Source organism: Vreelandella janggokensis, assembly GCF_031451615.1.
GTDB classification, from domain to species: Bacteria; Pseudomonadota; Gammaproteobacteria; order Pseudomonadales; family Halomonadaceae; genus Vreelandella; species Vreelandella janggokensis.
In genome coordinates this window covers 301,255-326,879 of sequence record NZ_JARWAJ010000004.1, presented here as the reverse complement: position 1 = coordinate 326,879, position 25,625 = coordinate 301,255, and the positions used below count along the sequence as shown (strand labels likewise).

Here is a 25,625-nt window from a genome sequence, read left to right as displayed (position 1 = left end):
CGCCGACTACGTCGGCGGTTTTTACGATTCCATTCAGTGACGTCTTAACCAAGGCGGTCGCCGAGCGTCCAGCTTGCTGGATTTTTCCCCTCTTCGACTGCCTGGACCCAATAAGTGCGCCATCCATCGCGTTTGCGGGTGGCTGTCCAAGGCTATCTTGAGCGTCATGGTCAAAACGACCGACAGCAACATCCCGGCAACCCCGAATACCCATCCCCATACCACCAGCGATAAAAACGCCACAAAGGTGGAAAGCCCCAGCGCCTGCCCCATGATCCGCGGCTCAACCAAGTTACCCAGCACGAAATTGATTGCCAGGTAAGTGGATGCCAGCAGCAATGCCTCCCAGATCCCTCCATTCTGAGAAACCAGCAGCAATAATACCGGCGGAATCGCGGCTATCGCGGAACCGATATTGGGAATAAAGTTGAGCGCAAAGGCCAGCACCCCCCAAAGCAGCGGAAACTCAACCCCCACCATCAGGCAAGAAAGCCATACCAAAATCCCCGTCGCCAGGCTAATCACCGTCTTTACGGCGAGGTAGCGCTTCAACGTCAAGCTGAATTCGCTGAAACGCTTCAAACTCGGCGCCGGGTTTTCCAAGGCCCGCGACACCTTATCGCGAAAATTCAGCGTTTCGAACATCAAGAAAATAACCAGCAACGCGACAATGCTGCTCTGCATGAACAGATTGCCTAGCTCTCCCAGCAAGGTTTGCATCCAGGACCCTTCACCTTCCATTTCCAGCATCGAGCTTAGCTGATCAGGATCTATCGCCAGGCCGCGCGAGGCCAACGCATTTAATATATCCCAGTAGTGCTCGTAGAGACGCGTTTCAATATCAGGCAGGGCTTGAATGAAGGTACTGAAACTGTTCACCACCAGCAGGCCGATCAGCGATATAAACACCAGCATGAAAATCAAGGTGAGAAACACGGCGAGCCGTAAGCTAAGCCCGCAACGATTCAGCCAATGCACGGGGGATGTGCATACCACCGCGATAAAAATGGCGAGCAGCAGTGGCACCAGCAGATCCGAGCCCATTTTCATGCCCGCCATAATGACCACCAAAGCCGCCATGGCCAGCGTGGCATTCAACGGAATACTGCGGTAACCCTCATCCGATAACTTCGACATACCCCTCCATCCCTAAGCAATATCGCCTTCTAAACCAGAAGACAACGGAATTTAGCACCAAGCGTGCAAACTTCTAGCAACAACTTTCCACCACACCGCTACGGCTGAACTTTCTTTGGCCTACCGCATTCCAAGCAGAGTCTAGTCTTACTCTTTCTCCTCCGCCATGTGCCTAGCGCACACGCAATAATAGGGATGTTACCAATGAAATGTCGCTTACCCTCTAAAACACCACTACGCCAAAGCCTCGCCGTCGGCGCACTGCTTACCCTGATCAGCATTCCGATGGCCCAGGCAGCCCCAACGCCCCCGAGCTTACATGTACAAGCTCAATCCTTTGTTGAGGTCTCGCCTGACAAAGCCACCCTCAATGCCCGTTTATGGGAAAAGACGCCCGCACTATCAAGCCTTGAAGACACCGACAGCGAGGAATTAACCGCTGCACGGGAGCGTCTTGAACGCCGGGCCAGCGAGCTGATAAACACCATGGAAGATAGCGGCCTTGAGCGCGATGCGATCAGCGCCGGTTCCTTGAATATTTACCCTGAACAGGTATCAGGTCCGCGTGGCAGTAATGGCGAGGGTGAAACGCTACAACGCACGCGGCTCGAACGCCCGGTCACCGTCGAATTGACGGATATCGACCAGCTTGGTGACGTGCTGGACGCCTTGATGGATGCAGGCGTGAACGCCTTGGACGGCGTGCAATTCGACCTACAGGACCGTGACGCTGCTACCGACGAAGCGCTGGTCAAGGCACTGGAAAAAGCCCGGCACAAGGCCGAGCTAATGGCCGGAACGCTGGAGACTGACCTCGGTCATGTTCAGCACATTGAAGAAACCCAATCGCCCATTTTTCAACCCCGCATGATGTCCATGCGTGCGGAAGGCAGCATCAGTGCCGATACCCATGATAGCCCCAGCCGCGAATACCGCCCTGGGACCATCCGCATAGAAGCAGGCGTTAACGTGGAATGGGCGCTTAAAGGGCCAGACGCTCCAGCCCACCCAGATACCGACGTAGCGGCTCAGGAATAACTATCGAGCCATCCGCCTGCTGGTGGTTTTCAAGCACCGCCAGCAGGCAACGCCCAACTGCCAGCCCTGAGCCGTTCAGGGTATGCAACAGTTGGGGCTTTTTCGCCTCCGGATGACGGAAGCGCGCCTGCATACGCCGCGCCTGGAATTCCTCACAGTTGGAAACCGAGGAAATTTCGCGGAAGGTATCCTGACTGGGTAGCCATACTTCCAGGTCGTAGGTCTTCGCCGCCCCGAAACCCATATCGCCAGTACACAGCGTCACCACGCGATACGGCAACTCAAGCGCCTGCAGGATCGCCTCAGCATGGCCGCGCATTTCTTCCAGCGCCTCATAGCTTTTGTCCGGCTCGACAATCTGGACCATCTCGACCTTGTCGAACTGATGCTGGCGGATCATGCCCCGAGTATCGCGCCCGTGTGAGCCCGCCTCAGAACGAAAACACGGCGTATGCGCAGTGAGCTTCATGGGCAGCGCTGCCAGGTCAACGATTTCATCGCGCACAAAGTTGGTCAGCGGCACTTCCGAGGTAGGAATCAGGTGGTATTCACGCTCATCATCCAGGCGGAACAAGTCTTCGCCAAACTTGGGCAACTGGCCGGTGCCCGTTAGCGATGCGCGGTTGACCATGTACGGTACATAGCACTCTTCGTAGCCGTGCTGCTCGGTTTGGGTATCCAGCATGAACTGCGCCAGTGCGCGATGCAGACGCGCCACCGGCCCGCGCATCACTGCAAAGCGTGCGCCGGTGATCTTGGAAGCCAAATCAAAATCGAGATAGCCTGACTGCTTGCCCAGATCAACGTGATCCAGCACCTCGAAATCGAATGCACGAGGCGTGCCCCAACGGTGCAGTTCAACGTTATCGTCTTCGCTTTTGCCTTCCGGCACGCTGTCATGGGGAATATTGGGAATCCCACTGACCGCATCGTCCCACTCGGCCTGCACCTCCGCCAGCTGCTGTTTCGCGGCATCCAGGCGCTCGCCCAGGTCACTGACCTCGTCCAGTAGCGGCTGAATATCCTCACCGTTGGCCTTCGCCTTGCCAATTGCCTTGGAGCGGGTATTGCGCTCGTTCTGCAGTTGCTCAGTCTGGGTTTGCAGCTCGCGACGGCGGGACTCCAGCGCCTGAAGTCCTTGTTTATCCAATACAAAGTCCCGGCGTGCCAGTTGTTGCGCCAGCGCATCAAGATCACCGCGCAGCAGTTTCGGATCGAGCATGAGGTATCCCTTGGCCTGAATTCAGTGAACCACGGCGCAAAGCGCCGACAACAAAGGCAACTATTGTAGGCAAAAGCACGGCGGGGGGCTATGGGGTTATCCTGCTGCGCGCAGCACTGCTAACATAAGCGTATCGACCTTGATTAGCCAAGCGAGCTTCAAATGACCTCCGCTTTTGAGCAAACACTCGACGCCATTGATGCGCTTCATGCCCAGGACCCGCGTTCCACCACGCTTGACGATGGCACCACCATGCCTCAGGAGTTGGCTTATGCCCAGCGGATGAGCAAGTGGCTGGAATCTGTTTTTGATGCACCCGGCGAGCTATTGCAACTGGCGGTACGCGCCCAGCACTTGCAGCGCTGGCAGGTCCCCCGCGAAGACTATGATAAAGGACGGGTGGGCTATTTGACCTGGCGGCGCGACCAGGGCAAACGGGCAGGCGAAACTACTGCCAAACTGATGGAGAAAGCCGGTTACAGCGTTGAGGAGGCCAAACGCGTCGCGGCAATGATCGGCAAGAAAGGTCTGGGGCGTGATCCCGAGGTACAGGCGCTGGAAGACTGTGCCTGTCTGGTGTTCCTGGAAAACTACTTCGCCGATTTCTCGCGCAAGGTCGAGCACGATCATATGGTGCGAATCGTACAGATGACCTGGCGTAAAATGTCCCCGCGTGCCCATGAGCTGGCGTTGACGCTGCCCATGTCGCCATCATCGACCGCGCTGGTCAAAGAAGCCCTGGGCGAGGCATAACGCCGCCGCCCTGATGCACCGGCGGCGACGCTGCGGTAAAGTAGCTGTCTTCTCTTTTCCGCTTTCGGCAGTGACGACCTGATCAATTATGATTGCATCTCTGGATTCACGCACCGCGCCATTTGAACGCCTGGGCGCCCATTACGTCCGTTTTCTCGAGGCGCTGAAAACGCGTGGCTTTGAAGGCGAGATCGCGCCGGATTACGCCAACCGCACGGTACTGGCGACGGACAACTCGATTTACCAGCGCCTGCCACAGGCGGCGGTCTTCCCCAAGCACGCCGAAGACCTGGAGCGTCTGACCAGACTGGCGGGCGAAGTGCCCCATCGCAATATCGTACTCACCCCACGTGGGGGCGGTACCGGCACAAACGGCCAGTCGCTGACCGACGGCATTGTGGTGGATGTTTCCCGCCACATGAACCAGATTATCGAGATCGACGCGGATAATCGCCGGGTGCGCGTCCAGGCGGGCGTGGTCAAAGACCAGCTCAACGCCGCGCTCAAGCCTCACGGGCTGTTTTTCGCGCCGGAGCTCTCAACCTCCAATCGCGCCACCATTGGCGGCATGATATCCACCGACGCCAGCGGCCAGGGCAGCTGCGAGTACGGCAAGACCCGCGACCATGTGCTTGAACTCGACACGGTGCTGCTGGGGGGTAAGCACTTACATAGTCGCCCGCTGAGCGTTGAAGAAGAAACCGCTGAATGCGCGCAAGAAGGCATTCTCGGCCGGATCCACGCCACCGCCGCCAAGATTATCGACCAGCAGCGCGAACTGATCGAGACCACCTTCCCGCCGCTCAACCGTTGTCTGACTGGCTATGACCTGGCCCACCTGCGTGACGATAGCGGCCAGCTCAACCTCAACAGCCTGCTCTGCGGCTCAGAGGGCTCACTGGGCTTTCTGAACGAAGCGGTATTGAACGTTTTGCCGATTCCCAAGCACTCGACGCTAGTGAACGTTCGCTACGCCGGTTTTATGGAGGCCCTGCGTGACGCCAAAGCACTGATGGCGTCAAGCGCTCGCCCCACGTCCATCGAAACCATCGACGACACCGTGCTGCAACTCGCCATGGACGACTTCGTATGGGACAGCGTGGCCGAATTTTTTCCGGCCGGTGACACCGCCATTCGCGGCATTAACCTGGTCGAGTTCAACGACGACGACCCCGATGCGCTGACCCGGCGGGTTCGCGCGTTCACCGAGCATTTGCGCCATGATGCCACCGTCGAGCGGCTGGGCTACACCCTGGCCGAAGGTCGCGGTCAGATCCAGACCGTCTACGGCATGCGCAAGCGCTCGGTGGGGCTTCTGGGCAACGTTCAGGGCGAAAAGCGCCCGCTGCCGTTTGTGGAAGACACCGCGGTGCCGCCCGAGCACCTGGCCGACTATATTGCCGAATTCCGCGCGGCGCTGGATGCCCGGGGGCTTGACTACGGCATGTTTGGCCACGTGGATGCTGGGGTACTGCACGTTCGTCCGGCGCTGGATATGAAAGACCCGGCTCAGGAAGCGCTGATTCGGGCAATCTCCGATGAAGTGGTCGCGCTCACCCAGAAATACGGGGGGCTTTTATGGGGCGAGCACGGCAAGGGCGTCCGATCGGAATACTCGCCGACATTTTTTGGTGAGCTCTACCCCAGCTTGCAGCGAGTCAAAGCCGCGTTTGACCCTTATAACCAGCTCAACCCCGGCAAGATCGCCTCCCCTGGTGAAGGGGACAAGCTGATCGCCCGGGAGCACGACCCGGAGCTGCTCACCATCGACAGCGTGCCGATGCGCGGCCAGCTTGACCGCACCATCGATGAACGGGCCTGGCAGGCCTACGACGCCGCGGTCTACTGCAACGGCAACGGCGCCTGCTACAACTACGACGTCGACGACCCCATGTGCCCTTCCTGGAAGGCCACTCGCGACCGCCGCCATTCCCCCAAGGGCCGCGCCAGTTTGATCCGTGAGTGGCTACGCCTGCAGTCCAATGCGGGTATCGACGTGGTGGAAGAGTCGCGCAGGAAAAAAGCCGAAAGCAGCTGGGGCTTTATCAAGCACTTCCCACGGCGGGTAGCCAACACGCTGAGCCGCAGGCAGCACCACGACTACTCCCATGAGGTCTATGACGCCATGGCGGGCTGCCTGGCGTGCAAATCCTGCGCCGGGCAGTGCCCGGTCAAGGTCAACGTACCGCAGTTCCGCTCGCAGTTTCTGGAGGTCTACCACGGTCGTTACCTGCGCCCGCTGCGGGACTATGTCATCGGCGGCACCGAGTTCATGTTGCCGACCTTTGCAAGAGCCGCCCCGCTGTACAACGCCATCATGGGCCAGCACTGGGTCGAGCAGTTGATGCGCAAAGGCGTAGGCATCAGCGACTCCCCGGCGCTGTCCCGGGCCAACCTGAAAAAGAAGCTGCGCGCCTGGGGGGTGGCCGAGGCCACACCGACCTCGCTTGCGCTGCTCACTGAACAGCAGCGCGCCAACAGCGTGATCATCGTGCAGGACGCGTTCACCAGCCACTTTGAAGCCAAGCTGGTGATGGATATCGTTGAACTGCTGTCGCGGCTCAACCTGCGGGTGTTCGTCATGCCGTTTTCCGCCAACGGCAAGCCGCTGCACGTCCAGGGTTTCCTGGGAGCGTTCGAACGCACGGCGCGGAAACAAGCCGAGCGGCTGCGTACGCTGGCGCACTTTGACATCCCCCTGGTGGGCATCGACCCGGCGATGACCCTCACCTACCGCCAGGAGTACGTCAAATCGCTGGGCAGCGCGGCCGTGCCCGAGGTGCTGATGCTCCAGGAGTGGCTGGCCACCCGCCTCAACACCCTGCCTAGCCGCCCGGTGGAACTGAGCGACCCCAGCTTCAAACTGCTTTCCCACTGCACCGAAAGCACCAATGCGCCGGGCTCCCCCAAGGCATGGCAGCAGGTATTCGCCGCCTTCGGGCTGGAGCTTGAACTGGTCAGTACCGGCTGCTGTGGCATGTCCGGCACCTACGGCCATGAAACCCGCAACGTGGCGACCTCTAAGGTCATCTACTCGCAGTCCTGGCAGCCGCAGGTTGACGCCGAAGAGAATGCGGGCAAGCTACTGGCGACAGGCTACTCCTGTCGCAGCCAGGTGAAGCGTTACTCAAGCCAGGTGCTGCCTCACCCGCTGCAGGCGCTATTGAGCGCGCTCAAGCGCGGATAACGTTGATACCACCAACGCCAACCGACCGTTTGATTCTGGCATGCTGGGCGCAATCCTAGAGCCGGGGAATCATCTTGCGACGATTGTTGACTATCGCTCGCGCCCTTCGGGCGTGCGCCACGACACTGGCCCTGCTGATGGGTGGCATCGGCGTGGCCGCCGCACAGGACGCCCGAGTCGAAACCCAGCGGGTTGAAGACACCCCGCGTATCGAGACGCTGCGTCTGACCGGTAGCGTTTCCGCCCCGCGCACCTCGCAGCTTTCCAGCGCCGAAGCGGGCCAAGTCGCGTCCCTTGACGTCGCCCTCGGCGACCGGGTCAGCCAGGGTGAACGGCTGATGGCACTGGATAGCCGTGAAGCCGAGCTGGAGCGCCAGCGCGCCCAGGCCAATATCGATCAGGCCCGCGCTGATCGCGACGATGCCCGTCAGCGCCTCAACGAAGCCAACCAGCTCTCCGCACAACAAAATATTGCGGTCAGCGAACAGCGCCGGCGGCAAAACACGCTGGCAGCGGCCGAGGCCCTTCTAGACGCCCGGCAGACCGAATACGCGCTCTGGGAGCTACGCGTGGCCCGCCACACCATCACCGCGCCCTTCGATGCGCTGATCACCCAGCGCGACAGCGAGCTGGGTGAATGGGTCACGCCCGGGGACACCCTGATGACGCTGGTCGACATTGACGCCTTGAGGCTGGACTTCCCTGTGCCTTTCTCGGCCTATGGCCGCATGGATGACGCCACTCTCGAGATCCGGCTGGAAGGCGATACCCGATGGTACGCCGCCCGCCCCCAGGCACGGGTACCCCAGGACGCCACCAGCCGCCAGTTCCTATTGCGCGCCGAGCCTGCTGAAGCCCTCAGCCTGCTGCCCGGCATGGCGCTCGAAGGGCGACTGTTGCTTGAAGGCGAGACAGGCCCAAGCGTCCCCCGCGATGCCTTGATCCGCCGCCCGGACGGCAGCGTGAGCGTATGGCTGGCCCGCCAGGAAGACGACGCATGGCGCGCCTATGAACAACGCGTGGAGATCGGCAGCGGCCACGAGGGCAACGTTGCGGTGCTGGACGGTATCGAGGCGGGCGATCGCGTCATTGTGGTCGGCAACGAACGCCTGGAAGAGGGGCAGACCTTGTCCCTTATCGACGACGATTAACAAGGAGCGCCCTCGCGCATGTTTGCCGCCATCATCCGTCACGGCATTTTGGTCAGTGTCGTCACCCTGATTCTGCTGATCGTGGGCATTGCCGCCATCTGGCGGATTCCCGTGCAAATGATTCCCGACCTGGAAACCCGGGTGATTGGCGTTGAAACCCAGTGGGCCGGTGCCAACCCGCAGGATATCGAAAAGGATATCCTCATCGAGCAGGAAGAGTATTTACGCAACGTCCCCAACCTGCAGCGTATGGAATCCACCGCCAGCAGCGGCAGCGCCGAGGTTGAGCTGGAATTTCCGTTTGGCGTTGACCTCACCGAAACGCTCATTCGGGTCAACAACGCCCTGAGCCAGGTGCCCTCCTACCCCACCAACGTTGACCAGCCGCGCATCGTCGCCAACTCGTTTTCGGCCAATGCGTTCATGTACTTCAACGTCGGCCCCCGCGAAGGCAATCCGCGCGATCTGGACATGCCAGCCATGCGCGACTATCTGGAAGATAACGTTCGCCCGCGCATGGAAAGCGTCAGCGGCGTGTCGGAGGTCACCGTCTCCGGCGGCGCCGAACGGCAGATGCAACTACTGCTCGACCCCGACGCCCTCGCCGCCCGCGACATCAGCATCAGTGATATCCAGAACGCATTGCGGGAACGCAACCAGGACGTCTCCGGTGGCCAACTGGAAAGTGGCAAACGCCGCTATCTGCTGCGCACCGTCGGGCGTTTCGAGGATGTCGAGAGCCTGGAAGCGTTGATCCTTGACCGCCAGGGCGATGAGGTAACACGGCTTGGCGACGTTGCCGAGGTGCAGCAGTCCTACGCCGAGCTGACCTCGCGCTCTTACAACTCGACTGGTGAGCCAGTTTTGAGCGTTCAGGTGCGTCGCGAGCCGGGGGCCAACGTCATCGACATCAAGCGCGCCATGCTGGACGAGGCGGAGGCTCTGAATGAAGGCCTGCTGGCCGAACAGGGCATGCAGATGATCCTATCCAGCGACGACGTTCGCTACGTGGAGTCCTCGATTGCCAACGTCTGGGTCAACCTGGGCCTGGGGGCGCTGTTTGCCACTCTGGTGATGTACGCCTTCCTGCGCTCGGCCCGGGCCACCTTCGCCAGCATCATCGGCATTCCCATCTGTACCATTGCGGCATTTCTCGGCCTTCTGCTTGCCGGGCGCACCCTGAACGTAATTTCCCTGGCCGGGGTGGCCTTTGCTATCGGCATGACCATCGACAACACCATTGTCGTGCTCGAAAGTATCGAGACCCAACGGCGGCGCGGGCTGGCCCGTTTCCAGGCGGCGCTTGAAGGCGTCAAGCAGGTCTGGTCGGCAGTGCTCGCCTCGACGCTGACCACAATTCTGGTGTTTGTGCCGATTTTCTTTATCGAGCAGGAAGCCGGCCAGCTGTATTCCGATATTGCCGTGGCGATCTCCACTTCGATCCTGGTCTCGATGGTGGTCGCCATTACCGTCATCCCCACGCTCGGCGCGCATATCGATTTCCGGGGCCGCGATAACGGCAATGGCACTCGCCCGCGCTGGATGAGCGCCTGCCTGTGGGTGGTCGACCGCATGATCAAAAGCACGGCGCGGCGCACGGCGGCCGTGGTGTTGGGCATCGTTGGCGGTGTGGCGATTTTTGTCGGGCTGACGCCGCCTGCGGAATACCTGCCCGAGGGCGAGGAAGCCAAGACCTTCGCCAGCATGAACGCCCCGGCAAGCTACAACCTCGCCACCATGGACGCCATCGCCCAGGACCTGCAGCGGGAACTCGAACCCCACGTCGGCGCCGACCCTGAGGACTTTGAACGCGGCGACACCGACGTGCCCCCCATCCGCACCATGGGCATCCAGGCCGAAGCGCAGAGCCTGCGCATCATTGCCGAAACCATCGACCCCAATCATATCGAGGCGCTGATGGACGCGCTCACCACACGCTACGAGGCCTACCCGGATATGCGCGCCTTTGCCGCGCGCGGCTCGATCATCTCGAGTAACGACGGCGGCACGCGCAGCATCACGCTGGATATTGCCGGTAATGACCTGGAAACCCTCTACGCAACGGCCAATCGTATTTACGAACGCGCCCAGGCGACCTTCGACAACCCGCGTATTCAATCCCGCCCCTCGGCGCTGGATCTGGGCCAGCCGTTGATCGAGATTTATCCGGACTGGGAGCGCGCCGCCGAGCTGGGCTTTGATACCGAGGCTCTGGGCACCGCGATTGCCGTGCTGACCAACGGGTCGTACCTGGACGATTTTTACCTAGGCGATGAGAAGATTGATCTTTACGGCTATGGCCCGGAGGCCGGCGATATCGACCTCGACCGCTTGGCCAGCCTGCCCTTGCATACGCCTGCCGGCTTCAACGTACCGCTGAACGACGTCGCCGATATCGAAGAAACCGTTGGCACCGCCACCCTACGCCGGGTTGATGGCCGGCGCAGCGTGACCCTGAATGTGATCCCACCGCGCAGCGTGGCGCTGGAAGCGGGTATCGAACGGATGCAGCGCGAAGTGATCGAGCCCATGCGCGATCAGGGCGAGCTACCTGGCGGTATCGATATCACGGTAAGCGGTGCGGGCGACCAGCTCGATGCCACCCGCCAGTCTCTCACCGGCAACGGCTTGATTGCCCTGGCGATCGTATATTTATTGCTGGTGGCGATTTTTGCCCACTGGGGCTATCCGCTGCTGATTCTGGCGACCATCCCCCTCGGCGCCGCCGGAGGGATTGTCGGTCTGTGGCTGATGAACAGCGTGGGCGCGATGCTGCCGCGTATCGGCTTGAACGCCATCAGCCAGCCTTTCGACATGATCACCATGCTGGGCTTTTTGATCCTCATGGGCACTGTGGTCAACAACCCGATACTGGTCGTCCATCAGGCACGCATCAACCTGCGCGAGACGACCATGGACGTACGCGATGCGGTATACAGCGCCGTGGAGAGCCGCCTGCGGCCCATTGCCATGACCACCTTGACCACGCTGTGCGGGCTATCGCCGCTGGTGTTTTTACCCGGCGAGGGCACCGAGCTGTATCGCGGCGTCGGCGCCATCGTGCTGTTCGGGCTGCTGGGCACCGCCATCGTCACCGTCACCTTTCTACCGGCGCTTACCGTGGCGGTACTTAGCCGGCGGACTAAGCGACAGCCGGATTAGAAAAACAGCTGCTTGAGGGCTGCACCCGGGTCGGCTTCACGCATGAAGACCTCACCCACCAGGAAGCCGTTAATTTCGTGGTCACGCATTAGTTCCACGTCGTCACGGGTGTGGATTCCCGATTCCGTTATCACCGTGACACCCTCTGGAATACTGGGCAGCAACTCCAGCGTGGTGTTCAAACTGGTCTCGAAGGTGTGCAGGTTGCGGTTGTTGATGCCGATCAGCTTGAGATCCAGCGCCATGGCCCGTGACAGCTCGTTGGCATCGTGGACCTCTACCAGCACGTCCATGCCCAGGGCGATGGCTTGCTGGTTCAGGTCACGAAGCTGGGCGTCGTCCAGCGCGGCGACAATCAGCAGAATACAGTCAGCCCCGATCGCCCGCGCCTCGGACACCTGATAGCCGTGGGTAATGAAATCCTTGCGAATCACCGGCAGCGAACAGGCATCACGCGCGGCGATCAAGTAATCTTCGTGGCCCTGGAAAAAATCCGCATCGGTGAGAACGGACAGACACGCCGCGCCGCCCTGGGCATAGCTTTTGGCGATATCCGCCGGGTGAAACTCCTCACGAATCACCCCCCTGGAAGGCGAGGCCTTTTTAACTTCGGCGATGATAGCGGCATCCCCGGCGGCGATGCGGGTATTAAGCGCATCGATAAATCCCCTGGGCGCGCTCTGCTTTTCACCCAGCGCCAGCAGGTCGGCTTCCGAAACGGCCTGGCGGCGCTCGGCCACTTCTTGGTCCTTGCGGTCCAGAATGCGCGTTAAAATAGTCGGCGTTGCCTGTTGAGTCATGGTGATCTCTTCTTGTTTAAAACTAACCTTCATTAAAACTATTTTTTTAAAATTAATCTTTATTAAAATTAATCTTTTTTAAACATAGTTTGTTTAAGCGCCTACTGCTTGAAAACGCTGGTGAAGTGGGACAATTCTTTTAGCTTTTCAAGCGGTAATTTGGAGGCCTGGGCATCCTGAGCCAACATCACGCCCTCTTTCAAGCTATCCGCCACGCCCGCGCAATACAGGGCCGCACCTGCATTCAGCGCGACCATGTCCGCCGCCGCACCGTCACCACTCAGCGCCGCTTTCACCAGCCGCAAGCTATCTTCCGCGCTGGTGGCCTTGAGCGTAGCCAGACTCTGGCGCTCGATGCCGAAGTCCTCGGGATTAATGGTGTACTGGGCAATCTCGCCGTCCTTAAGCTCTGCCACCTGGGTCGGGGCGGCCAACGAAATTTCATCCAGGCCGTCTTCGGAATGCACGACTAGCACGTGGCGACTGCCAAGCTTCTTCAGCACTTCCGCCATCAGCGGCACCAGCGACGGCGCATAGACACCCAACACTTGATTGGGCGCGCTGGCCGGGTTGGTCAGCGGCCCCAGAATATTGAACAGCGTGCGCACGCCCATTTCACGGCGTGGGCCAATGGCATGGCGCATCGCTGGGTGGTGGTTGGGGGCAAACATGAAACCGACACCTACTTGCTCGATACAGCGGGCAACCTGCTCAGGCTTCAGGTCGAGGTAAATATCCGCCACGTCGAAAAGGTCGGCACTGCCAGACGACGATGAAACGCTGCGGTTGCCGTGCTTGGCCACATGGGCGCCAGCAGCGGCAGCGACAAAACTGGCGGCAGTGGAGACGTTAAACAGGTTGGCGCCATCGCCGCCGGTGCCGACGATATCCACGATGTTGTCGGCATCCAATTCAACCCGCTTCATCAAGTCTCGCATTACCTGGGCGGCAGCACTAATTTCAACTGCACTCTCGCCTTTCATGGCAAGCCCCACCAGCAGACCGCCAATCTGGGCATCGGACGCTTCACCGGTCATGATCTGGCGCATCAGCGCGTGCATGGCATCGAAAGAGAGGTCTTCGCGGCGCATCACCGCGTTAATTGCGTCTCGCATTTGCATGAACAGGAAAGCCCCTAAAGCTGTATTTCCGGCGATCAGCCGCGTTGTAAAAAGTTGGCCAGTAGCGCATGACCTTGACGGGTAAGGATGGATTCAGGGTGAAACTGAACGCCTTCGACATCGAGTTCGCGGTGTCGCAAGCCCATGATAACCCCTGGCGTAACGTCGTCATCAGCGGTCAACGCGGTTATCTCCAGGCAGTCGGGCAAGCGTTGCTTATCCACCACCAATGAATGGTAACGGGTCACTTCCAACGGGTTATCCAAGCCGGTAAACACCCCTTGGTTATCATGCTCTACCGCTGAGGTTTTGCCATGCATGACCTCTGGGGCGCGCACCACATGGCCGCCGTAGACCTGTCCAATGGCCTGATGCCCGAGACACACCCCCAATACCGGCAGCGTGCCGGCAAAATGTTCAATGGCCGACAGGGAAATTCCGGCCTCATTGGGCGTACAGGGGCCTGGCGATATAACCAGATGGGTTGGCGAGAGTGCCGCCATCTGCTCAATGGTGATCTCGTCATTACGATGGGTCACGACCTCAGCGCCTAACTCGACCAGATACTGGACGATGTTAAACGTGAAGCTGTCATAGTTGTCGACCATAAGGACGCGCTGCGCGACCTCTCCTTGCACCATTGGATATCTACCCCGTCTAGGTATAACGATCATTAACAACTGCCATCCCGCGATGATACCCCAACCCGGTGCGTCATTGCAGGCGTTAAGAAGGCGACCAGGAGACGTTGACGCCGGGCCACCCACAGGAACACGCTATGCTGTTAAGGTATAAGTTGCCAGCGCAGTGGTCACGTAGCGTTTGCGGGACGCCTCCCAGCTAACGGGAACTGGTATCGCGGTAGAACAATCTTTATTATCAGTCGCTTTTCAAGAGAGTCAGGAGCGTGGGATGCGTAACAATGTCATGAAATGGGGGCTGCTCTTGCTGGCATTGATGATCGCCAGCCCCTCGACAACGGCGCAAACCTCGCTTCGGGTGGTGGTGTCATTTTCGGTGATCGCTGATCTGGTCAAGCGAGTGGCGGGTGACGCTGCAAGCGTGGATGTGATCGTTCCTGCCGACGAAGACGTCCATCGTTGGGAGCTTACCCCGCCCAATGTGCTGGCATTGGAAGAAACCGATCTCGTGTTTTACAACGGCCTGGAATTAGAGCCCTGGCTGCGCGATGTAAAAGCCATTGTGGAAAATGATCTGCCCATGGTGGCCTTGGCCGAAAATGCAGATTACCCTGCGCTGCCGCTTACCTCTGGTCGCTATCAAGGCTACGCGAACCCCCACATGTGGATGGCCCCCGAGGGCGCCGCTGCTTATGTGGACGTTATCGCCGAAACCCTGTCAAAACATGCACCGGACCATGCTGACGCGTTCGATCAACGCGCCGCGGATCTCAAGCAGACACTGAAAGAGCTCGATGCCGATATTGAAGAGCGCCTGGGCGGCATTCCCCAGACGAACCGAACGCTTGTGACCAGTGAAGCAGGCCTTGCCTACTTCGCCGACGCCTACGCGTTCGAGTACGACGCTTTGTGGGGCGTCAATCACGAAACTCTGGGGACCCCGGCCGCGATGGCCCGCCTGCAGGCAAGGCTGGCCGAGAAGCGACCACCCGGCCTGTTTTTCGAGAGCACCACACCAAGGATTCACATGGACGCCCAGGCACGTTATGTCGGTCTTCCCCTGGCGGGGCCACTCTACGTGGACGCCCTCAGCGGCGGTGACGGACCGGCATCCAGCTACGCGGACATGCTGCGCCACAACGCCGAACAGTTGCACGCCACCCTGGGTGGTGCCAGAGAAGAAGACTAGGAGCCTGGCAGCTTCATATCAGGTGATCATCTCGGCGAGTGACGTCAGTACGGCATCAGGATCGCTGTGGCTGATCGGTTCGCCGTGATTATAGCCATAGGGCAACGCCAGGGTGGTAAAACCAGCGGCTTTACCCGCTGCGATATCATGTCGTGAATCCCCCACCATCACGCAATCGCCGGGGGGCACACCGCAGGCGTTAGCAGCGTACAGCAGCGGTAACGGGGAAGGCTTCTTCTCAGCCAGGGAATCACCGCCCAGGCACAGATTAAAGCAGGCGTTCAACTCGAAGTGGTCCAAAATAGGCGCAATAAAGCGCTCTGGCTTATTGGTGATCAGCACCAGGATATAGCCTGCTTCGCGGAGCGCCGTCAGTGCTTGCCCGACGTGAGGAAATAAGGTGGTCAACTGATTGGGGGCCGCCGCATAATGGTGTAAAAACCCCGCGTAAGCACGCTCAAAAAGCCGGGCATCGGGTGGCGTGCCCAGCGTCCAGGTTAATGCCCGCTCAACCAGCACGGCAGCGCCGTTTCCCACCCAGTCGCGAACGTTATCTGACGTTGGCATTGTCAATTTCTGGTCGGCCAGCGCATGGGCAACCGCGACCGTTAGATCGGGAACCGAATCGATGAGCGTGCCATCGAGGTCGAAGGCAATCATACGCTTGCCGTGAAGAAGTGGGTGCAAGTGACCATCCTTTCTACTTAAAAATCACCTAAAGCTGGCTCCAGGACGCGCCCTGAGGCCGGCTTTGCTATATGAAACGCAGCTTAATTCGTCACTACCGCAAGAAACCTCTATGCTGAGTCTTATTTCAGTCAAGGAGTAAGACATGAGCCTTCCCACCATCGTGATCGTTGGCGGCGGTGCCGGCGGACTGGCCCTGGCAACTCAATTGGGACGTAAGCTTGGCAAGCCTGAGCGCGCCAATGTTGTCTTGCTTGACCGTAATACAACCCACGTCTGGAAGCCGTTGCTGCACGAATTGGCCACCGGGGTACTGAACTCCAGCATGGACGAAGTGGATTACCGCGGTCATTCGTCGGCGCATCATTATCGCTACCAGCGTGGCTCGCTGTCCGGCATTGATCGCCAGGCCAAGCAGCTGCACCTGGCCCCCATTGTGGATGAACAAGGCGAGGAGGTTCTCCCCGCAAGACAGCTAGGCTACGACTACCTGGTCATGGCCCTTGGCAGCGTATCCAACGACTTTGGCACGCCAGGGGTCGCCGAGCACTGCCATTTTATCGATTCGCCCCAGCAAGCCAAGGCGTTTCAGCGCGATATGATCAATACCTTCCTGCGCTACACGGACCCATCGCTGCGCCAGCATCCCCAACTGACCATCGGTATAGTGGGCGGTGGCGCTACCGGGGTGGAACTGGCCGCCGAACTGTTTGACGCCTCAAGGATGCTCAATGCCTACGGGGTGACCGCCACCGACCACCAGCAAATCAGCGTGCACCTGCTCGAGGCTGCACCGCGCTTGCTTCCGGGCCTGTCCGAACGCATCAGCCAGACCGTTCAGCAAGAGCTGGAAGGCATGGGCGTCACGGTCCACGTGGGGACTGCGATCAAAGAGGCCCAGGCTAGCTGTCTGGTTACCGGCGACGATGACGTGATCGAGACCGACCTCAACGTCTGGGCGGCGGGCATCAAGGCACCGCCGTTTCTCGCGGAGCAGGGACTTTCGACCAATAACAAAAACCAGATCAAGGTCGCTAAAACGCTTCAAAGCGTCGATGATCCGGCGATTTTTGCCCTGGGCGACTGTGCCGACTGCCCGCAGGGGGACGACAGCGCCGTACCCCCGCGTGCCCAGGCCGCTCACCAGCAGGCCAAACACCTGGTCAAGAACCTGGTCAATCAGCTGGAAGGCAAACCGCTCGCCGATTTTCGCTACCGGGATCACGGCTCGCTGGTGTCCCTTGCCCGTTACGATGCCGTCGGCAGCCTGATGCGCAGCTCTGCATCACGCGGGCTATTCCTGGAGGGTTGGCTGGCACGCCGTGCCTACGCGTCGCTCTACCGAATGCACCAGCTATCGATCCATGGCGCGCCCAAAACCGGCCTTGCCTGGCTGGTCGATAAGCTCAATCGTTACCTGAAACCCCGCATGAAGCTGCATTAATCAATTAAACCAAGCATTTAAATCAGGCACTGGCAATCGCTTCGCGCAACTGCCGAATCACGGAATCATAGCCGTGCGGGTCACTTTGCTGGTGGGCATTAAAGATCGCCGACCCGGCGACGAAGGTATCCGCCCCGGAAGCGGCGATATCGGCTATGTTATCGGCCTTGACGCCACCGTCGACTTCGAGGCGGATCGCGCGCCCTGACGCATCAATCCTCGCGCGCGCATCGCGCAGTTTATCCAGCGTACCGGGGATGAACGACTGCCCGCCAAAACCGGGGTTGACGCTCATCAGCAGCACCATGTCGACCTTATCCATGACGTAATCGAGATAGGAAAGCGGCGTTGCGGGGTTGAATACCAGCCCGGCTTTGCAGCCGCTGTCGCGTATCAGCTGCAGCGAGCGGTCAATGTGCTCGGAGGCTTCCGGGTGAAAGGTAATATAGCTGGCCCCCGCCTCGATAAAATCGCTGATCATGCGATCCACTGGCTTGACCATCAGATGCACATCAATGGGCGCTGTCACGCCGTGTTGGCGTAATGCCTTGCAGACCATCGGCCCGATGGTGAGATTGGGCACATAGTGGTTATCCATGACATCGAAGTGGACGATATCCGCTCCTGACGCGAGCACATTGTCCACTTCCTCTCCCAGGCGGGCGAAGTTGGCGGAAAGAATCGAGGGAGCAATTAAGCAATCACGCGCAGCGGTCATATCAACAATCCTGCTTTACCAAAGTGAGTAAACAACGGCCATTACCGCATTCAAGGGGTTGCATGTTACCAGAAGCGTCGCGCAGCGGGGTTTGTCAGGCATTGTCTTTAACATATATTCTAAAAAAGAATATAAAACAGAATTGTAATTCCACAATCACAGGTTTAAGCTTGCTAACTATATTATCAATACCAGATTGCCAACACTGGCTGAGTTATTAAGGAGCTTAGAATGTCATTTGTCGTTTTCCGTCGTAGCGTCTTGGCGTTGGCTATCGGCGCCACGCTTTCAAGCCCTGCCATTGCCCAGGAACGCGAACTGCTGAACTCCTCCTACGATATTGCCCGGGAGTTGTTTGCCGAGATCAACCCCAAGTTTGAAGCCTGGTGGGCAGAAGAACACGGTGAAGACGTTGAGGTCAGCCAATCCCACGGCGGTTCATCTGCCCAGGCACGCGCCATCATGCAAGGGTTGCGCGCTGACGTCGTGACGTTCAACCAGGTGACCGATGTCAACGTCCTCGCTGAGGCGGGCCTGGTTGATGAAGACTGGCAAGAGGCGCTGGACAACAACGCCTCGCCCTACTACTCCACCACGGCGTTTTTGGTGCGCAAGGATAACCCCAAGGACATCGAAAACTGGGACGACCTGGTGAACGAAGACGTTGAAATCGTTTTCCCCAACCCGAAAACGTCGGGCAACGGCCGCTATACCTACCTGGCCGCCTGGGGCTTTGCCGACGAGCAATTTGACGGCGACGAAGAGCAGATTCAGGACTTCATGCGTACCTTCCTCGCCAACGTGGAGGTCTTCGACACCGGCGGTCGCGGCGCGACGACCAGCTTTATCGAACGTGAGATCGGCGATGTGCTGATCAGCTTCGAGTCCGAGGTGAATAACATTCGCAAGGAATATGGCAGCGATGATTACGAAGTCATCGTGCCGCCTACCAGCATCCTTGCTGAGTTCCCCGTGGCCGTCGTAGGCGAAAATGCTGAGCGAAACGGTAACAGCGACCTGGCGCAAAGCTACCTGGAATATCTCTACCGTGAGGACACCCAGCGACTGCTGGCAGGCTTCAACTACCGTGTGCACCATGAGGCGGTGGTCGAGGAATTTGCCGATCAGTTCCCCGAAACCGACCTGCTGAAAGTTGAAGATGTTTTCGGTAGCTGGCCAGAAGCGATGGAAACGCACTTTGAAGGTGGCGGCATGCTGGACCAACTTCAGCGCCGCTAATTCTCTAATCCGCCGGACTGAGCCATGAGCCACTTCGCCCTTCGACACTCCGGCAGCGCGCGCGTGCTGCCGGGTTTTGGTCTTTCCATGGGTATCAGCGTGCTGTTTATCTCGCTGGTACTGCTGCTGCCCATTACCGGGCTGTTTGGCCAACTCGCCGGACTGAGCTTCGCTGAATACTGGGCAATCATCACTGAAGGCCGTGTCGTCGCCAGTTACATGGTGACCATTGGGGCGGCCGCCCTCGCGGCGTTGGTCAATGCCGTCTTTGGCCTGCTGCTGGCCTGGGTGCTGGTCCGCTATGACTTCACCGGCAAGCGGCTGCTCGACGCGCTGATGGATTTGCCCTTCGCCTTACCTACAGCGGTGGCTGGCATTACCCTGGCAACGCTCTACGCGAGCAGTGGCTGGATGGGCGGCTGGCTGGAGTCACTGGGATTTCAGGTTGCCTACACCTGGGTCGGTATTGCTCTGGCCATGGCGTTCACCAGCATCCCGTTTGTGGTCCGCACGGTACAACCCGTACTGGAGGACATGCCCGCTGAAGTCGACGAGGCGGCGATGTCACTGGGCGCCACTGACGGTGTCGCGTTTCGTCGGGTCATCATGCCCCACTTATGGCCGGCGCTGGTCACTGGCACGGGGCTTGCGTTTGTGCGCTCACTCGGCGAATTCGGCGCCATTATCTTTATCGCTGGCAATATGCCTTACGAAACCGAGATCACCGCGCTGATGATTTTCGTCAAGCTGCAGGAGTACGACTACGCGGGGGCTTCGGCAATCGCCTCGGTGGTGCTGTTTGTTTCGCTGACCCTGTTGCTTGCGATCAATGTCTGGCAGGGGCGCTTTATTCGTCGCTTGCATGGAGGTAAGGGGTAATGCGTCGAATTGGGGATGCACCACTGATCCGCCGCCTGCTGATTGCAGCGGCGGTGGGCCTATCGGGGCTATTTCTACTGCTGCCGCTGGTCGCCATTTTCGCTCAGGCCTTCTCGCAGGGTGTCAGCGTGTTCTGGTCAAACGTCAGTGACTTTTACACCCTGCACGCAATCGGCCTGACGCTGGGTATTGCCCTGCTGACAATTCCGGTCTGCCTGGTGTTCGGGGTGGCACTTGCCTGGTTGGTGACGCGCTTCAGCTTTCCTGGCCGTCGACTGCTACAAACGTTAATCGATATACCGTTCGCGGTATCTCCCGTCGTCGCCGGGCTTATCTACCTGCTGCTCTACGGGCGCAACGGCTGGATCGGCGGCTGGCTGGACAGCTACGATATTCAGCTGATGTTCGCCTGGCCGGGGATCCTGATGGTGACCATCTTTGTCACCTGCCCCTTTGTTGCCCGGGAACTGATCCCCTTGATGCAGGCCCAGGGCTCACGTGAAGAAGAGGCGGCCGTAACGCTCGGTGCATCGGGATGGACGACGTTTCGGCGCGTTACCCTGCCCAACATCCGCTGGGCACTACTTTACGGCATCATTCTCACCAACGCCCGCGCGGTCGGTGAGTTTGGAGCCGTCTCGGTGGTATCCGGGGCGATTCGTGGCCAGACCAACACCCTGCCCCTGCACCTTGAGCAGCTTTATCAGGATTATAACGCCGTGGGGGCTTTTGCCTGCGCGGCTCTACTCGCATTGATTGCCCTACTGACGCTCGCCGCCAAGGCCGGGCTGGAATGGCGCTCGTCGCGCCGGGAGGCATTTGCATGAGCATTCGCTTACACAATATCGCCAAGCACTTTGGCGCGACTCAAGCGCTGGAACCGATCAATCTGTATATCCAGGAAGGCGAACTGGTTGGTCTGCTAGGTCCTTCCGGCTCGGGTAAAACCACCCTGCTACGCATCATTGCAGGGCTTGAAAACGCCGACCAAACACCGACGCCCGGCAAGATTTTATTCGGCGAGCGCGATGTCACCCACGTGCATGTCCGTGACCGGCGGATTGGCTTCGTGTTTCAAAATTACGCCTTGTTCCGCCACATGAGCGTCTACGACAACGTCGCGTTTGGCTTGACTGTCATGCCGCGTGCGAAGCGGCCCTCTGCCCAGGACATTCGGGCCCGGGTGTATCGGCTGCTTGAAATGGTCAAACTCGAAGCCTTTGCCCACCGCTACCCGGCGCAGCTCTCCGGTGGCCAGCAACAGCGCGTTTCACTGGCCCGTGCGCTCGCCGTCGAGCCGGATGTTCTACTGCTTGACGAGCCGTTTGGCGCGCTCGATGCCAAAGTACGCCAGGAGTTGCGCCGCTGGCTGCGTCATCTACACGAAGAGTTTAACTTCACCAGCGTGTTTGTGACCCACGATCAGGAGGAAGCCCTTGAGCTCTCTGACCGCGTCGTTGTAATGAGCAACGGGCGTATTGAGCAGATCGATACGCCGGAAACCCTCTACCGGGCACCCCAGAACCGCTTTGTGTTTGAGTTTCTCGGCGACGTCAATTACCTGGAAGGCAAGGTACACAACGGCACGCTTACCTGCGGCGACGCGCACCTGGCGGTGGACCTGCCGGATGGCGACGAAGAATTGTTGCTGCGGCCCCATGAGATTCGCCTGGCCGAGCAGCCCGCCCCGGAGAGCCACCTGCCAGTGACGATCACCGCGATTTCCCCCGTGGGCGCCGAAGTCCGGGTGGAACTGGAAGCCGACTGGCTGGCAAAGCCCTGGCTGGCAACGGTGCGCCACGCCGATTTCAACCGGCTGGGATTACGCCGCGGCCAGCGGCTTTACGCCCACCCGAGGCATTGGCGACGCTTCCCCGACGCAACAGAAAACACGATGGCGAAAACTCAAGTCGCATAGTGAGTTACACAGTCCGTCGGCTGCCCCGTACGGGGCAACCGACGTCAATAACAGGATTATGTTTTCTGACTCAAGCCTCAGAAACGCATCTGCCTGAAGGTCAAATTGACCCGCGGATCAGAGACTTTTTTGGTTTTGGGCAGGCTATGTAGCCAGTTTTTCTGGGTACTGCCTTTCATTATCAACAAGCTGCCGTGCTCAAGGCTCAGCGACACCCGTTCGCCGGTGACTTTATGTTTAAACGAGAATTTTCTCGCACTGCCTAGCGTCAACGACCCGATCGCCCCCTCTTCAACCAGCTCTTTTTCGCCATCGCTGTGCCACCCCATGCCTTCATCGCCCGAGCTGTAAAAATTACACAGGCACGAATTGAAGATATCGCCACTGCTGCTCTCCACCCGCTGCTTAATCTCGCGCAAGACGTCAGGCCACATCAACGCCGTCCTGGTATGCCCGGAGTACGTATAGGAGACGGGCTCATCCGCGTACCAGGCCATCTTCCTCTGGGTCACGATCTCTTTGCCAAACATGAACGCACGATCATGCGCCCAGCTCAGTTGATCAATACATTGCTCCAGATAACGATCCGCCGCGCCAGCATCCAGGATTTTTCCGTGGTAATAGGCTTCGCCGTCCTGCGGCAACAGGTTAATCAACTTCATTTCGTCATTTTCAAATAGATCGGTATACGTCATCACAACGCCTGGTTAGTGTCCATGGAGCGAAGCCAGCTTTGCACGGCCGAGAGTGGCTCACAGTCAGCGGTTAAAAACAACTTGGCAAACCCGCATCGTCTGATCATACCGCTGGCGCACTACCAGCGTTATACTGACGCTCTGATGACAGTTTCAACAACAGCGGAGAACTCCATGCTACGGCGTCATTTGCTCACTTTATCTGCCTCCTTGCTGGCCACTGTGTGGCTTGCGGGCTGTGCCAGCCCCCACTACCTGCAGCTTTCCCCGGAACGCACCGCCAACGTACCTTCAGTCGGTCAGGGGCAGGAAGTGACTGTCCTGGCGCAGGATGGTCGTGACAGCGAGGTGATCGGCAACCGTGCAGGCGGTGGCATGTCGACCGCGAAAATCACCGTCAACAGCCATGAAATCATCCCACGCTTGCAGCAGGAAGCCGAGCGGGCAGTCGCCGATATGGGCTTCACGCCCACCCGGCAAGCCGCCGACGGGCGTCCCAGCCTGACGCTGGAACTGGCAAGCCTTACCTATGTGCAGGGCAACAGCGACCAGCCATTGATCGACGAAGCTCGGATTGAAGGCGTGTTACGCGCCATCGCGCGCAATGACGGCACCACCTACACGGGCACCTACACCTCCAGGCGCACTCAGGAGTATGCGGTCAAGCCCGACAAGGATACCAACACGCGAATGGTTAACGACCTACTAAGCGATGCGCTGAATCGCGCCTTCAGTGATCAGGACCTTGGCCAACTGCTGGCCCGCTAACCCCTTTGACCATTACGTTAGTGCGTCAGAGGTTTTTATGGTTCCAGCGGCCCTCGACGCACTAAATGCCAAACGGTTTCCGTTATCCCGCGCGCATCCGGCTCGGTCTCTTCCAACAGCGACAACCGGAAATTGGGCGTCAACAGTGCCTCGACTTCCTCATGCGGGACGCTGTAAGGAGGGCCCCCGCCCTCTCCCTGGTGTGCCACACTCACCAGCAGCCCTTTGGCCCCCGGCGGCGTCAGTTGGGCAAGATGAAACGCATAACGCTGGCGCGTCGCTTCTGGCAGGGCGATTAGCGCGGCGCGGTCGTAAAACGCGCCGATTTCGCTTGCCTGCTGAATGTGCAAGTGAAAAAAATCGCCGCACCACAACTCGATATTGCCTTGGCGGCTGATGTTGAACCCCGCCTGTTGATAACGCGATACCGGAGTCGATGACTGGGCAAGAAACTGCTCGATTGCCTCAGGCGCCAGCTCAACACCCAGCACTGGATGCCCCGCTTCAGCAAGCCAACGCATATCCAGCGTTTTACCGCAGAGGGGAACCAGTACCTTGGCGCGGTCAGGCACGCCAAGCGATGGCCAGTAATGTGTCAGCGCGGGGTGGGGTTGGGGCAAATGAAAGCCAATACGCCCCTCCTGCCACCGGGCTCGCCAGAGATCCGTCATTTTTGGTCGCTCATACGCCCATTAAAACCAGCGATCGCGTTTTTTACGCCGACGTGGCAGGTGAGGCACGATAAGACCGACAACCAGGCCAGCACCGGCGACGCCTCCGCCATACATGAAGTAGCGCAGCAGCAGGTCCTCTTCCTGGGTATCAAGCCGTGCTTGCAGGGCGCGCACTTGCTCACTCGACTCATCGACATTACTGCTCAGTTGGTCGTTACGCGTTTCCAGTTCATCAATGCGCTGCTGACGTGCTTCCAAGGTATCGCGCATGGTGGCCACGCGCTGCTCCCATTCTTCGTTGATACCGTCTAACTCATCGGTAAGCGCGGCCACCCGTGACTCGAGTTCTGGCAGCTGCTCGGTGGCACTGGGCGTTTCCTGGAGCTCATCGCTCAAAATCCATACGGTATCGCCGCCATCACCGCGCACGCGGGTGTAGTCGCCGCTGGTTTCAAGCACCTCAACCTGCTCGCCGGCATTCAGCGTCCCCACAATGCGGTAGCCATCCGTGGGGCCACTGCGTACATAGGTTGAAAGCTCATCACTTACCCAGGCCTCATTTTCCGGCTGGGCCACCCCATTGACACACCACACACTGACTAATACACCGGCGGCAACCGCCCGGTAACGATGACAAAATTGAGCTATCTGCATGACGTAATGTCCTGATTAAGTCACTGCCCTTCGGCAGCGCTAACGTGTCTAATCTCCGCGCGGTGGGAGTGAAAACGGACGAGGAAACTCCGCCACCTGCGCGTCGCTTTTAACGGCTTTCAAAGGTCCCTCACGCTCCACTTCATCAATGCGCACGATCGCGTTGAGCGGGAGGTAACTTCGCTTCACGCCTTCGAAGGTGCGCTGCAATTTTTCGCTCGCAGGGTCGATTACTACCCTCGAGGAATCTTCAAAGACAAACTCCTCGACTTCAATAAAGCCCCAGAGTTCGCTTTGGAATATCTCGCGCACGTATAAATCCCAAATTTCACCCTGCTGGTGCACCACCACTCGGTAAATTGGCTTGGCCGCCATCTTGGCCTTTTCCTCTTGCCGCTGGAACGTTAATTTAGCGGTGAAGCTTAACATATTCCCGTATGCAAGCGTTTGCCGTTCGGACAACCCTTCCATGGCCGAAACCTCTGCTTGTGTGTAGGGTAGTCAAGTCTGTTTGACTTTTTTGTCCTTCATCCAGAAGCAATCACCCA

At 59.1% G+C, this 25,625-nt stretch carries 23 protein-coding genes; 12 read left to right on the top strand and 11 right to left on the bottom strand.

What is annotated here, in order from left to right; genetic code table 11:
• Positions 1 to 33: 33 nt before the first annotated feature.
• A complete protein-coding gene (locus QC816_RS13360) occupies positions 34 to 1,137 on the bottom strand; it encodes an AI-2E family transporter (RefSeq protein ID WP_085917462.1) in 1,104 nt (367 codons plus the stop codon).
• A gap of 204 nt (positions 1,138 to 1,341) precedes the next feature.
• On the opposite strand from QC816_RS13360, the gene QC816_RS13355 reads away from it, so the two are divergent.
• Positions 1,342 to 2,175, top strand: coding sequence for an SIMPL domain-containing protein (locus tag QC816_RS13355; protein ID WP_309782773.1), 834 nt, complete (start codon positions 1,342 to 1,344; stop codon positions 2,173 to 2,175).
• Here the strand turns inward: QC816_RS13355 and serS are convergent.
• The gene (gene serS, locus QC816_RS13350; protein ID WP_309782771.1) at positions 2,120 to 3,397 is read right to left on the bottom strand and encodes a serine--tRNA ligase; all 1,278 of its coding nucleotides are present in this window, start codon (positions 3,395 to 3,397) and stop codon (positions 2,120 to 2,122) included. The genes QC816_RS13355 and serS overlap by 56 nt on opposite strands.
• Before the next feature lie 162 nt (positions 3,398 to 3,559).
• Here serS and QC816_RS13345 point away from each other — a divergent pair, with 162 nt between their 5' ends.
• From QC816_RS13345 to QC816_RS13330, 4 genes are all read left to right on the top strand, one after another.
• On the top strand, positions 3,560 to 4,150 hold the full coding sequence (locus tag QC816_RS13345) for a DUF4202 domain-containing protein (RefSeq protein WP_199285073.1): 591 nt from the start codon (positions 3,560 to 3,562) through the stop codon (positions 4,148 to 4,150).
• A gap of 88 nt (positions 4,151 to 4,238) precedes the next feature.
• Positions 4,239 to 7,337 carry a D-2-hydroxyglutarate dehydrogenase YdiJ gene (gene ydiJ, locus QC816_RS13340; protein WP_309782769.1) on the top strand — a complete coding sequence of 1,033 codons (3,099 nt, stop codon included), beginning with the start codon at positions 4,239 to 4,241 and terminating at the stop codon, positions 7,335 to 7,337.
• A gap of 74 nt (positions 7,338 to 7,411) precedes the next feature.
• Positions 7,412 to 8,488, top strand: coding sequence for an efflux RND transporter periplasmic adaptor subunit (locus tag QC816_RS13335; RefSeq protein ID WP_254902834.1), 1,077 nt, complete (start codon positions 7,412 to 7,414; stop codon positions 8,486 to 8,488).
• An 18-nt stretch (positions 8,489 to 8,506) separates the two neighbouring features.
• Positions 8,507 to 11,650, top strand: a complete 3,144-nt coding sequence (locus QC816_RS13330; RefSeq protein ID WP_309782766.1) for an efflux RND transporter permease subunit — start codon at positions 8,507 to 8,509, stop codon at positions 11,648 to 11,650.
• Here QC816_RS13330 and trpC read toward each other — a convergent pair.
• From trpC to QC816_RS13315, 3 genes are all read right to left on the bottom strand, one after another.
• A complete protein-coding gene (gene trpC / locus QC816_RS13325) occupies positions 11,647 to 12,450 on the bottom strand; it encodes an indole-3-glycerol phosphate synthase TrpC (RefSeq protein WP_199285070.1) in 804 nt (267 codons plus the stop codon). The two genes, QC816_RS13330 and trpC, sit on opposite strands and share 4 nt — an antisense overlap.
• Positions 12,451 to 12,551: 101 nt before the next feature.
• Positions 12,552 to 13,571, bottom strand: coding sequence for an anthranilate phosphoribosyltransferase (trpD, locus tag QC816_RS13320; protein ID WP_085917455.1), 1,020 nt, complete (start codon positions 13,569 to 13,571; stop codon positions 12,552 to 12,554).
• A gap of 35 nt (positions 13,572 to 13,606) precedes the next feature.
• Positions 13,607 to 14,212 carry an anthranilate synthase component II gene (locus tag QC816_RS13315; RefSeq protein ID WP_479694316.1) on the bottom strand — a complete coding sequence of 202 codons (606 nt, stop codon included), beginning with the start codon at positions 14,210 to 14,212 and terminating at the stop codon, positions 13,607 to 13,609.
• Between the two features lie 271 nt (positions 14,213 to 14,483).
• Between QC816_RS13315 and QC816_RS13310 the strand changes: the two genes are divergently transcribed.
• Positions 14,484 to 15,401 (top strand): metal ABC transporter solute-binding protein, Zn/Mn family, encoded by a 918-nt coding sequence (locus QC816_RS13310; RefSeq protein WP_309782761.1) that lies wholly within the window; start codon positions 14,484 to 14,486, stop codon positions 15,399 to 15,401.
• A gap of 18 nt (positions 15,402 to 15,419) precedes the next feature.
• Here the strand turns inward: QC816_RS13310 and QC816_RS13305 are convergent, their stop codons facing one another.
• Positions 15,420 to 16,088, bottom strand: a complete 669-nt coding sequence (locus QC816_RS13305; RefSeq protein ID WP_309782759.1) for a phosphoglycolate phosphatase — start codon at positions 16,086 to 16,088, stop codon at positions 15,420 to 15,422.
• A gap of 145 nt (positions 16,089 to 16,233) precedes the next feature.
• Here QC816_RS13305 and QC816_RS13300 point away from each other — a divergent pair, with 145 nt between their 5' ends.
• Positions 16,234 to 17,532, top strand: coding sequence for an NAD(P)/FAD-dependent oxidoreductase (locus QC816_RS13300; RefSeq protein WP_199285067.1), 1,299 nt, complete (start codon positions 16,234 to 16,236; stop codon positions 17,530 to 17,532).
• 22 nt (positions 17,533 to 17,554) lie between these two features.
• On the opposite strand, the gene rpe is transcribed toward QC816_RS13300, so the two are convergent.
• A complete protein-coding gene (gene rpe / locus QC816_RS13295; RefSeq protein WP_309782755.1) occupies positions 17,555 to 18,250 on the bottom strand; it encodes a ribulose-phosphate 3-epimerase in 696 nt (231 codons plus the stop codon).
• A gap of 231 nt (positions 18,251 to 18,481) precedes the next feature.
• Between rpe and cysP the strand changes: the two genes are divergently transcribed.
• The 4 genes from cysP to QC816_RS13275 are packed head-to-tail and all read left to right on the top strand — an operon-like array spanning position 18,482 to position 22,286.
• Positions 18,482 to 19,489 carry a thiosulfate ABC transporter substrate-binding protein CysP gene (cysP, locus tag QC816_RS13290; protein WP_085917449.1) on the top strand — a complete coding sequence of 336 codons (1,008 nt, stop codon included), beginning with the start codon at positions 18,482 to 18,484 and terminating at the stop codon, positions 19,487 to 19,489.
• Between the two features lie 24 nt (positions 19,490 to 19,513).
• Positions 19,514 to 20,368, top strand: a complete 855-nt coding sequence (gene cysT / locus QC816_RS13285) for a sulfate ABC transporter permease subunit CysT (protein ID WP_085917448.1) — start codon at positions 19,514 to 19,516, stop codon at positions 20,366 to 20,368.
• The gene (gene cysW / locus QC816_RS13280) at positions 20,368 to 21,195 is read left to right on the top strand and encodes a sulfate ABC transporter permease subunit CysW (protein WP_085917447.1); all 828 of its coding nucleotides are present in this window, start codon (positions 20,368 to 20,370) and stop codon (positions 21,193 to 21,195) included. Before cysT ends, cysW begins: the two co-directional genes overlap by 1 nt.
• Positions 21,192 to 22,286: a sulfate/molybdate ABC transporter ATP-binding protein gene (locus tag QC816_RS13275; protein ID WP_309782753.1), complete on the top strand. Its 1,095-nt coding sequence runs from the start codon at positions 21,192 to 21,194 to the stop codon at positions 22,284 to 22,286. The genes cysW and QC816_RS13275 overlap by 4 nt, the downstream gene beginning before the upstream one ends.
• A gap of 77 nt (positions 22,287 to 22,363) precedes the next feature.
• Here the strand turns inward: QC816_RS13275 and QC816_RS13270 are convergent, their stop codons facing one another.
• Complete coding sequence (locus tag QC816_RS13270; RefSeq protein WP_085917445.1) at positions 22,364 to 22,981, bottom strand: alpha-ketoglutarate-dependent dioxygenase AlkB family protein; 618 nt, start codon at positions 22,979 to 22,981, stop codon at positions 22,364 to 22,366.
• Between the two features lie 174 nt (positions 22,982 to 23,155).
• On the opposite strand from QC816_RS13270, the gene QC816_RS13265 reads away from it, so the two are divergent.
• Positions 23,156 to 23,749 carry a YajG family lipoprotein gene (locus tag QC816_RS13265; RefSeq protein WP_085917524.1) on the top strand — a complete coding sequence of 198 codons (594 nt, stop codon included), beginning with the start codon at positions 23,156 to 23,158 and terminating at the stop codon, positions 23,747 to 23,749.
• Between the two features lie 35 nt (positions 23,750 to 23,784).
• Here QC816_RS13265 and QC816_RS13260 read toward each other — a convergent pair whose 3' ends face one another.
• From QC816_RS13260 to QC816_RS13250, 3 genes are read right to left on the bottom strand one after another with little or no spacing between them, the layout of a single operon-like run.
• Positions 23,785 to 24,420 carry a class I SAM-dependent methyltransferase gene (locus QC816_RS13260; protein ID WP_085917444.1) on the bottom strand — a complete coding sequence of 212 codons (636 nt, stop codon included), beginning with the start codon at positions 24,418 to 24,420 and terminating at the stop codon, positions 23,785 to 23,787.
• Positions 24,421 to 24,441: 21 nt separating this feature from the next.
• Positions 24,442 to 25,077 (bottom strand): TIGR04211 family SH3 domain-containing protein, encoded by a 636-nt coding sequence (locus QC816_RS13255; RefSeq protein WP_085917443.1) that lies wholly within the window; start codon positions 25,075 to 25,077, stop codon positions 24,442 to 24,444.
• A 48-nt stretch (positions 25,078 to 25,125) separates the two neighbouring features.
• Positions 25,126 to 25,452 (bottom strand): DUF1820 family protein, encoded by a 327-nt coding sequence (locus QC816_RS13250; RefSeq protein WP_085917523.1) that lies wholly within the window; start codon positions 25,450 to 25,452, stop codon positions 25,126 to 25,128.
• Positions 25,453 to 25,625 lie beyond the last annotated feature (173 nt).

Excerpts from the sequence above, each read along its gene's own strand:
- QC816_RS13310 (WP_309782761.1), top strand. The coding sequence starts at position 14,484 with ATGCGTAACAATGTCATGAAATGGGGGCTGCTCTTGCTGGCATTGATG.
- QC816_RS13345 (WP_199285073.1), top strand. The coding sequence starts at position 3,560 with ATGACCTCCGCTTTTGAGCAAACACTCGACGCCATTGATGCGCTTCAT.
- QC816_RS13300 (WP_199285067.1), top strand. The coding sequence starts at position 16,234 with ATGAGCCTTCCCACCATCGTGATCGTTGGCGGCGGTGCCGGCGGACTG.
- QC816_RS13355 (WP_309782773.1), top strand. The coding sequence starts at position 1,342 with ATGAAATGTCGCTTACCCTCTAAAACACCACTACGCCAAAGCCTCGCC.
- QC816_RS13255 (WP_085917443.1), bottom strand. The coding sequence starts at position 25,077 with ATGCAGATAGCTCAATTTTGTCATCGTTACCGGGCGGTTGCCGCCGGT.
- trpD (WP_085917455.1), bottom strand. The coding sequence starts at position 13,571 with ATGCAAATGCGAGACGCAATTAACGCGGTGATGCGCCGCGAAGACCTC.
- QC816_RS13330 (WP_309782766.1), top strand. The coding sequence starts at position 8,507 with ATGTTTGCCGCCATCATCCGTCACGGCATTTTGGTCAGTGTCGTCACC.
- serS (WP_309782771.1), bottom strand. The coding sequence starts at position 3,397 with ATGCTCGATCCGAAACTGCTGCGCGGTGATCTTGATGCGCTGGCGCAA.
- rpe (WP_309782755.1), bottom strand. The coding sequence starts at position 18,250 with ATGACCGCTGCGCGTGATTGCTTAATTGCTCCCTCGATTCTTTCCGCC.
- trpC (WP_199285070.1), bottom strand. The coding sequence starts at position 12,450 with ATGACTCAACAGGCAACGCCGACTATTTTAACGCGCATTCTGGACCGC.
- QC816_RS13360 (WP_085917462.1), bottom strand. The coding sequence starts at position 1,137 with ATGTCGAAGTTATCGGATGAGGGTTACCGCAGTATTCCGTTGAATGCC.
- cysW (WP_085917447.1), top strand. The coding sequence starts at position 20,368 with ATGCGTCGAATTGGGGATGCACCACTGATCCGCCGCCTGCTGATTGCA.
- ydiJ (WP_309782769.1), top strand. The coding sequence starts at position 4,239 with ATGATTGCATCTCTGGATTCACGCACCGCGCCATTTGAACGCCTGGGC.
- QC816_RS13260 (WP_085917444.1), bottom strand. The coding sequence starts at position 24,420 with ATGACGGATCTCTGGCGAGCCCGGTGGCAGGAGGGGCGTATTGGCTTT.
- QC816_RS13250 (WP_085917523.1), bottom strand. The coding sequence starts at position 25,452 with ATGGCGGCCAAGCCAATTTACCGAGTGGTGGTGCACCAGCAGGGTGAA.
- cysP (WP_085917449.1), top strand. The coding sequence starts at position 18,482 with ATGTCATTTGTCGTTTTCCGTCGTAGCGTCTTGGCGTTGGCTATCGGC.
- cysT (WP_085917448.1), top strand. The coding sequence starts at position 19,514 with ATGAGCCACTTCGCCCTTCGACACTCCGGCAGCGCGCGCGTGCTGCCG.
- QC816_RS13270 (WP_085917445.1), bottom strand. The coding sequence starts at position 22,981 with ATGACGTATACCGATCTATTTGAAAATGACGAAATGAAGTTGATTAAC.
- QC816_RS13265 (WP_085917524.1), top strand. The coding sequence starts at position 23,156 with ATGCTACGGCGTCATTTGCTCACTTTATCTGCCTCCTTGCTGGCCACT.
- QC816_RS13275 (WP_309782753.1), top strand. The coding sequence starts at position 21,192 with ATGAGCATTCGCTTACACAATATCGCCAAGCACTTTGGCGCGACTCAA.
- QC816_RS13315 (WP_479694316.1), bottom strand. The coding sequence starts at position 14,212 with ATGGTGCAAGGAGAGGTCGCGCAGCGCGTCCTTATGGTCGACAACTAT.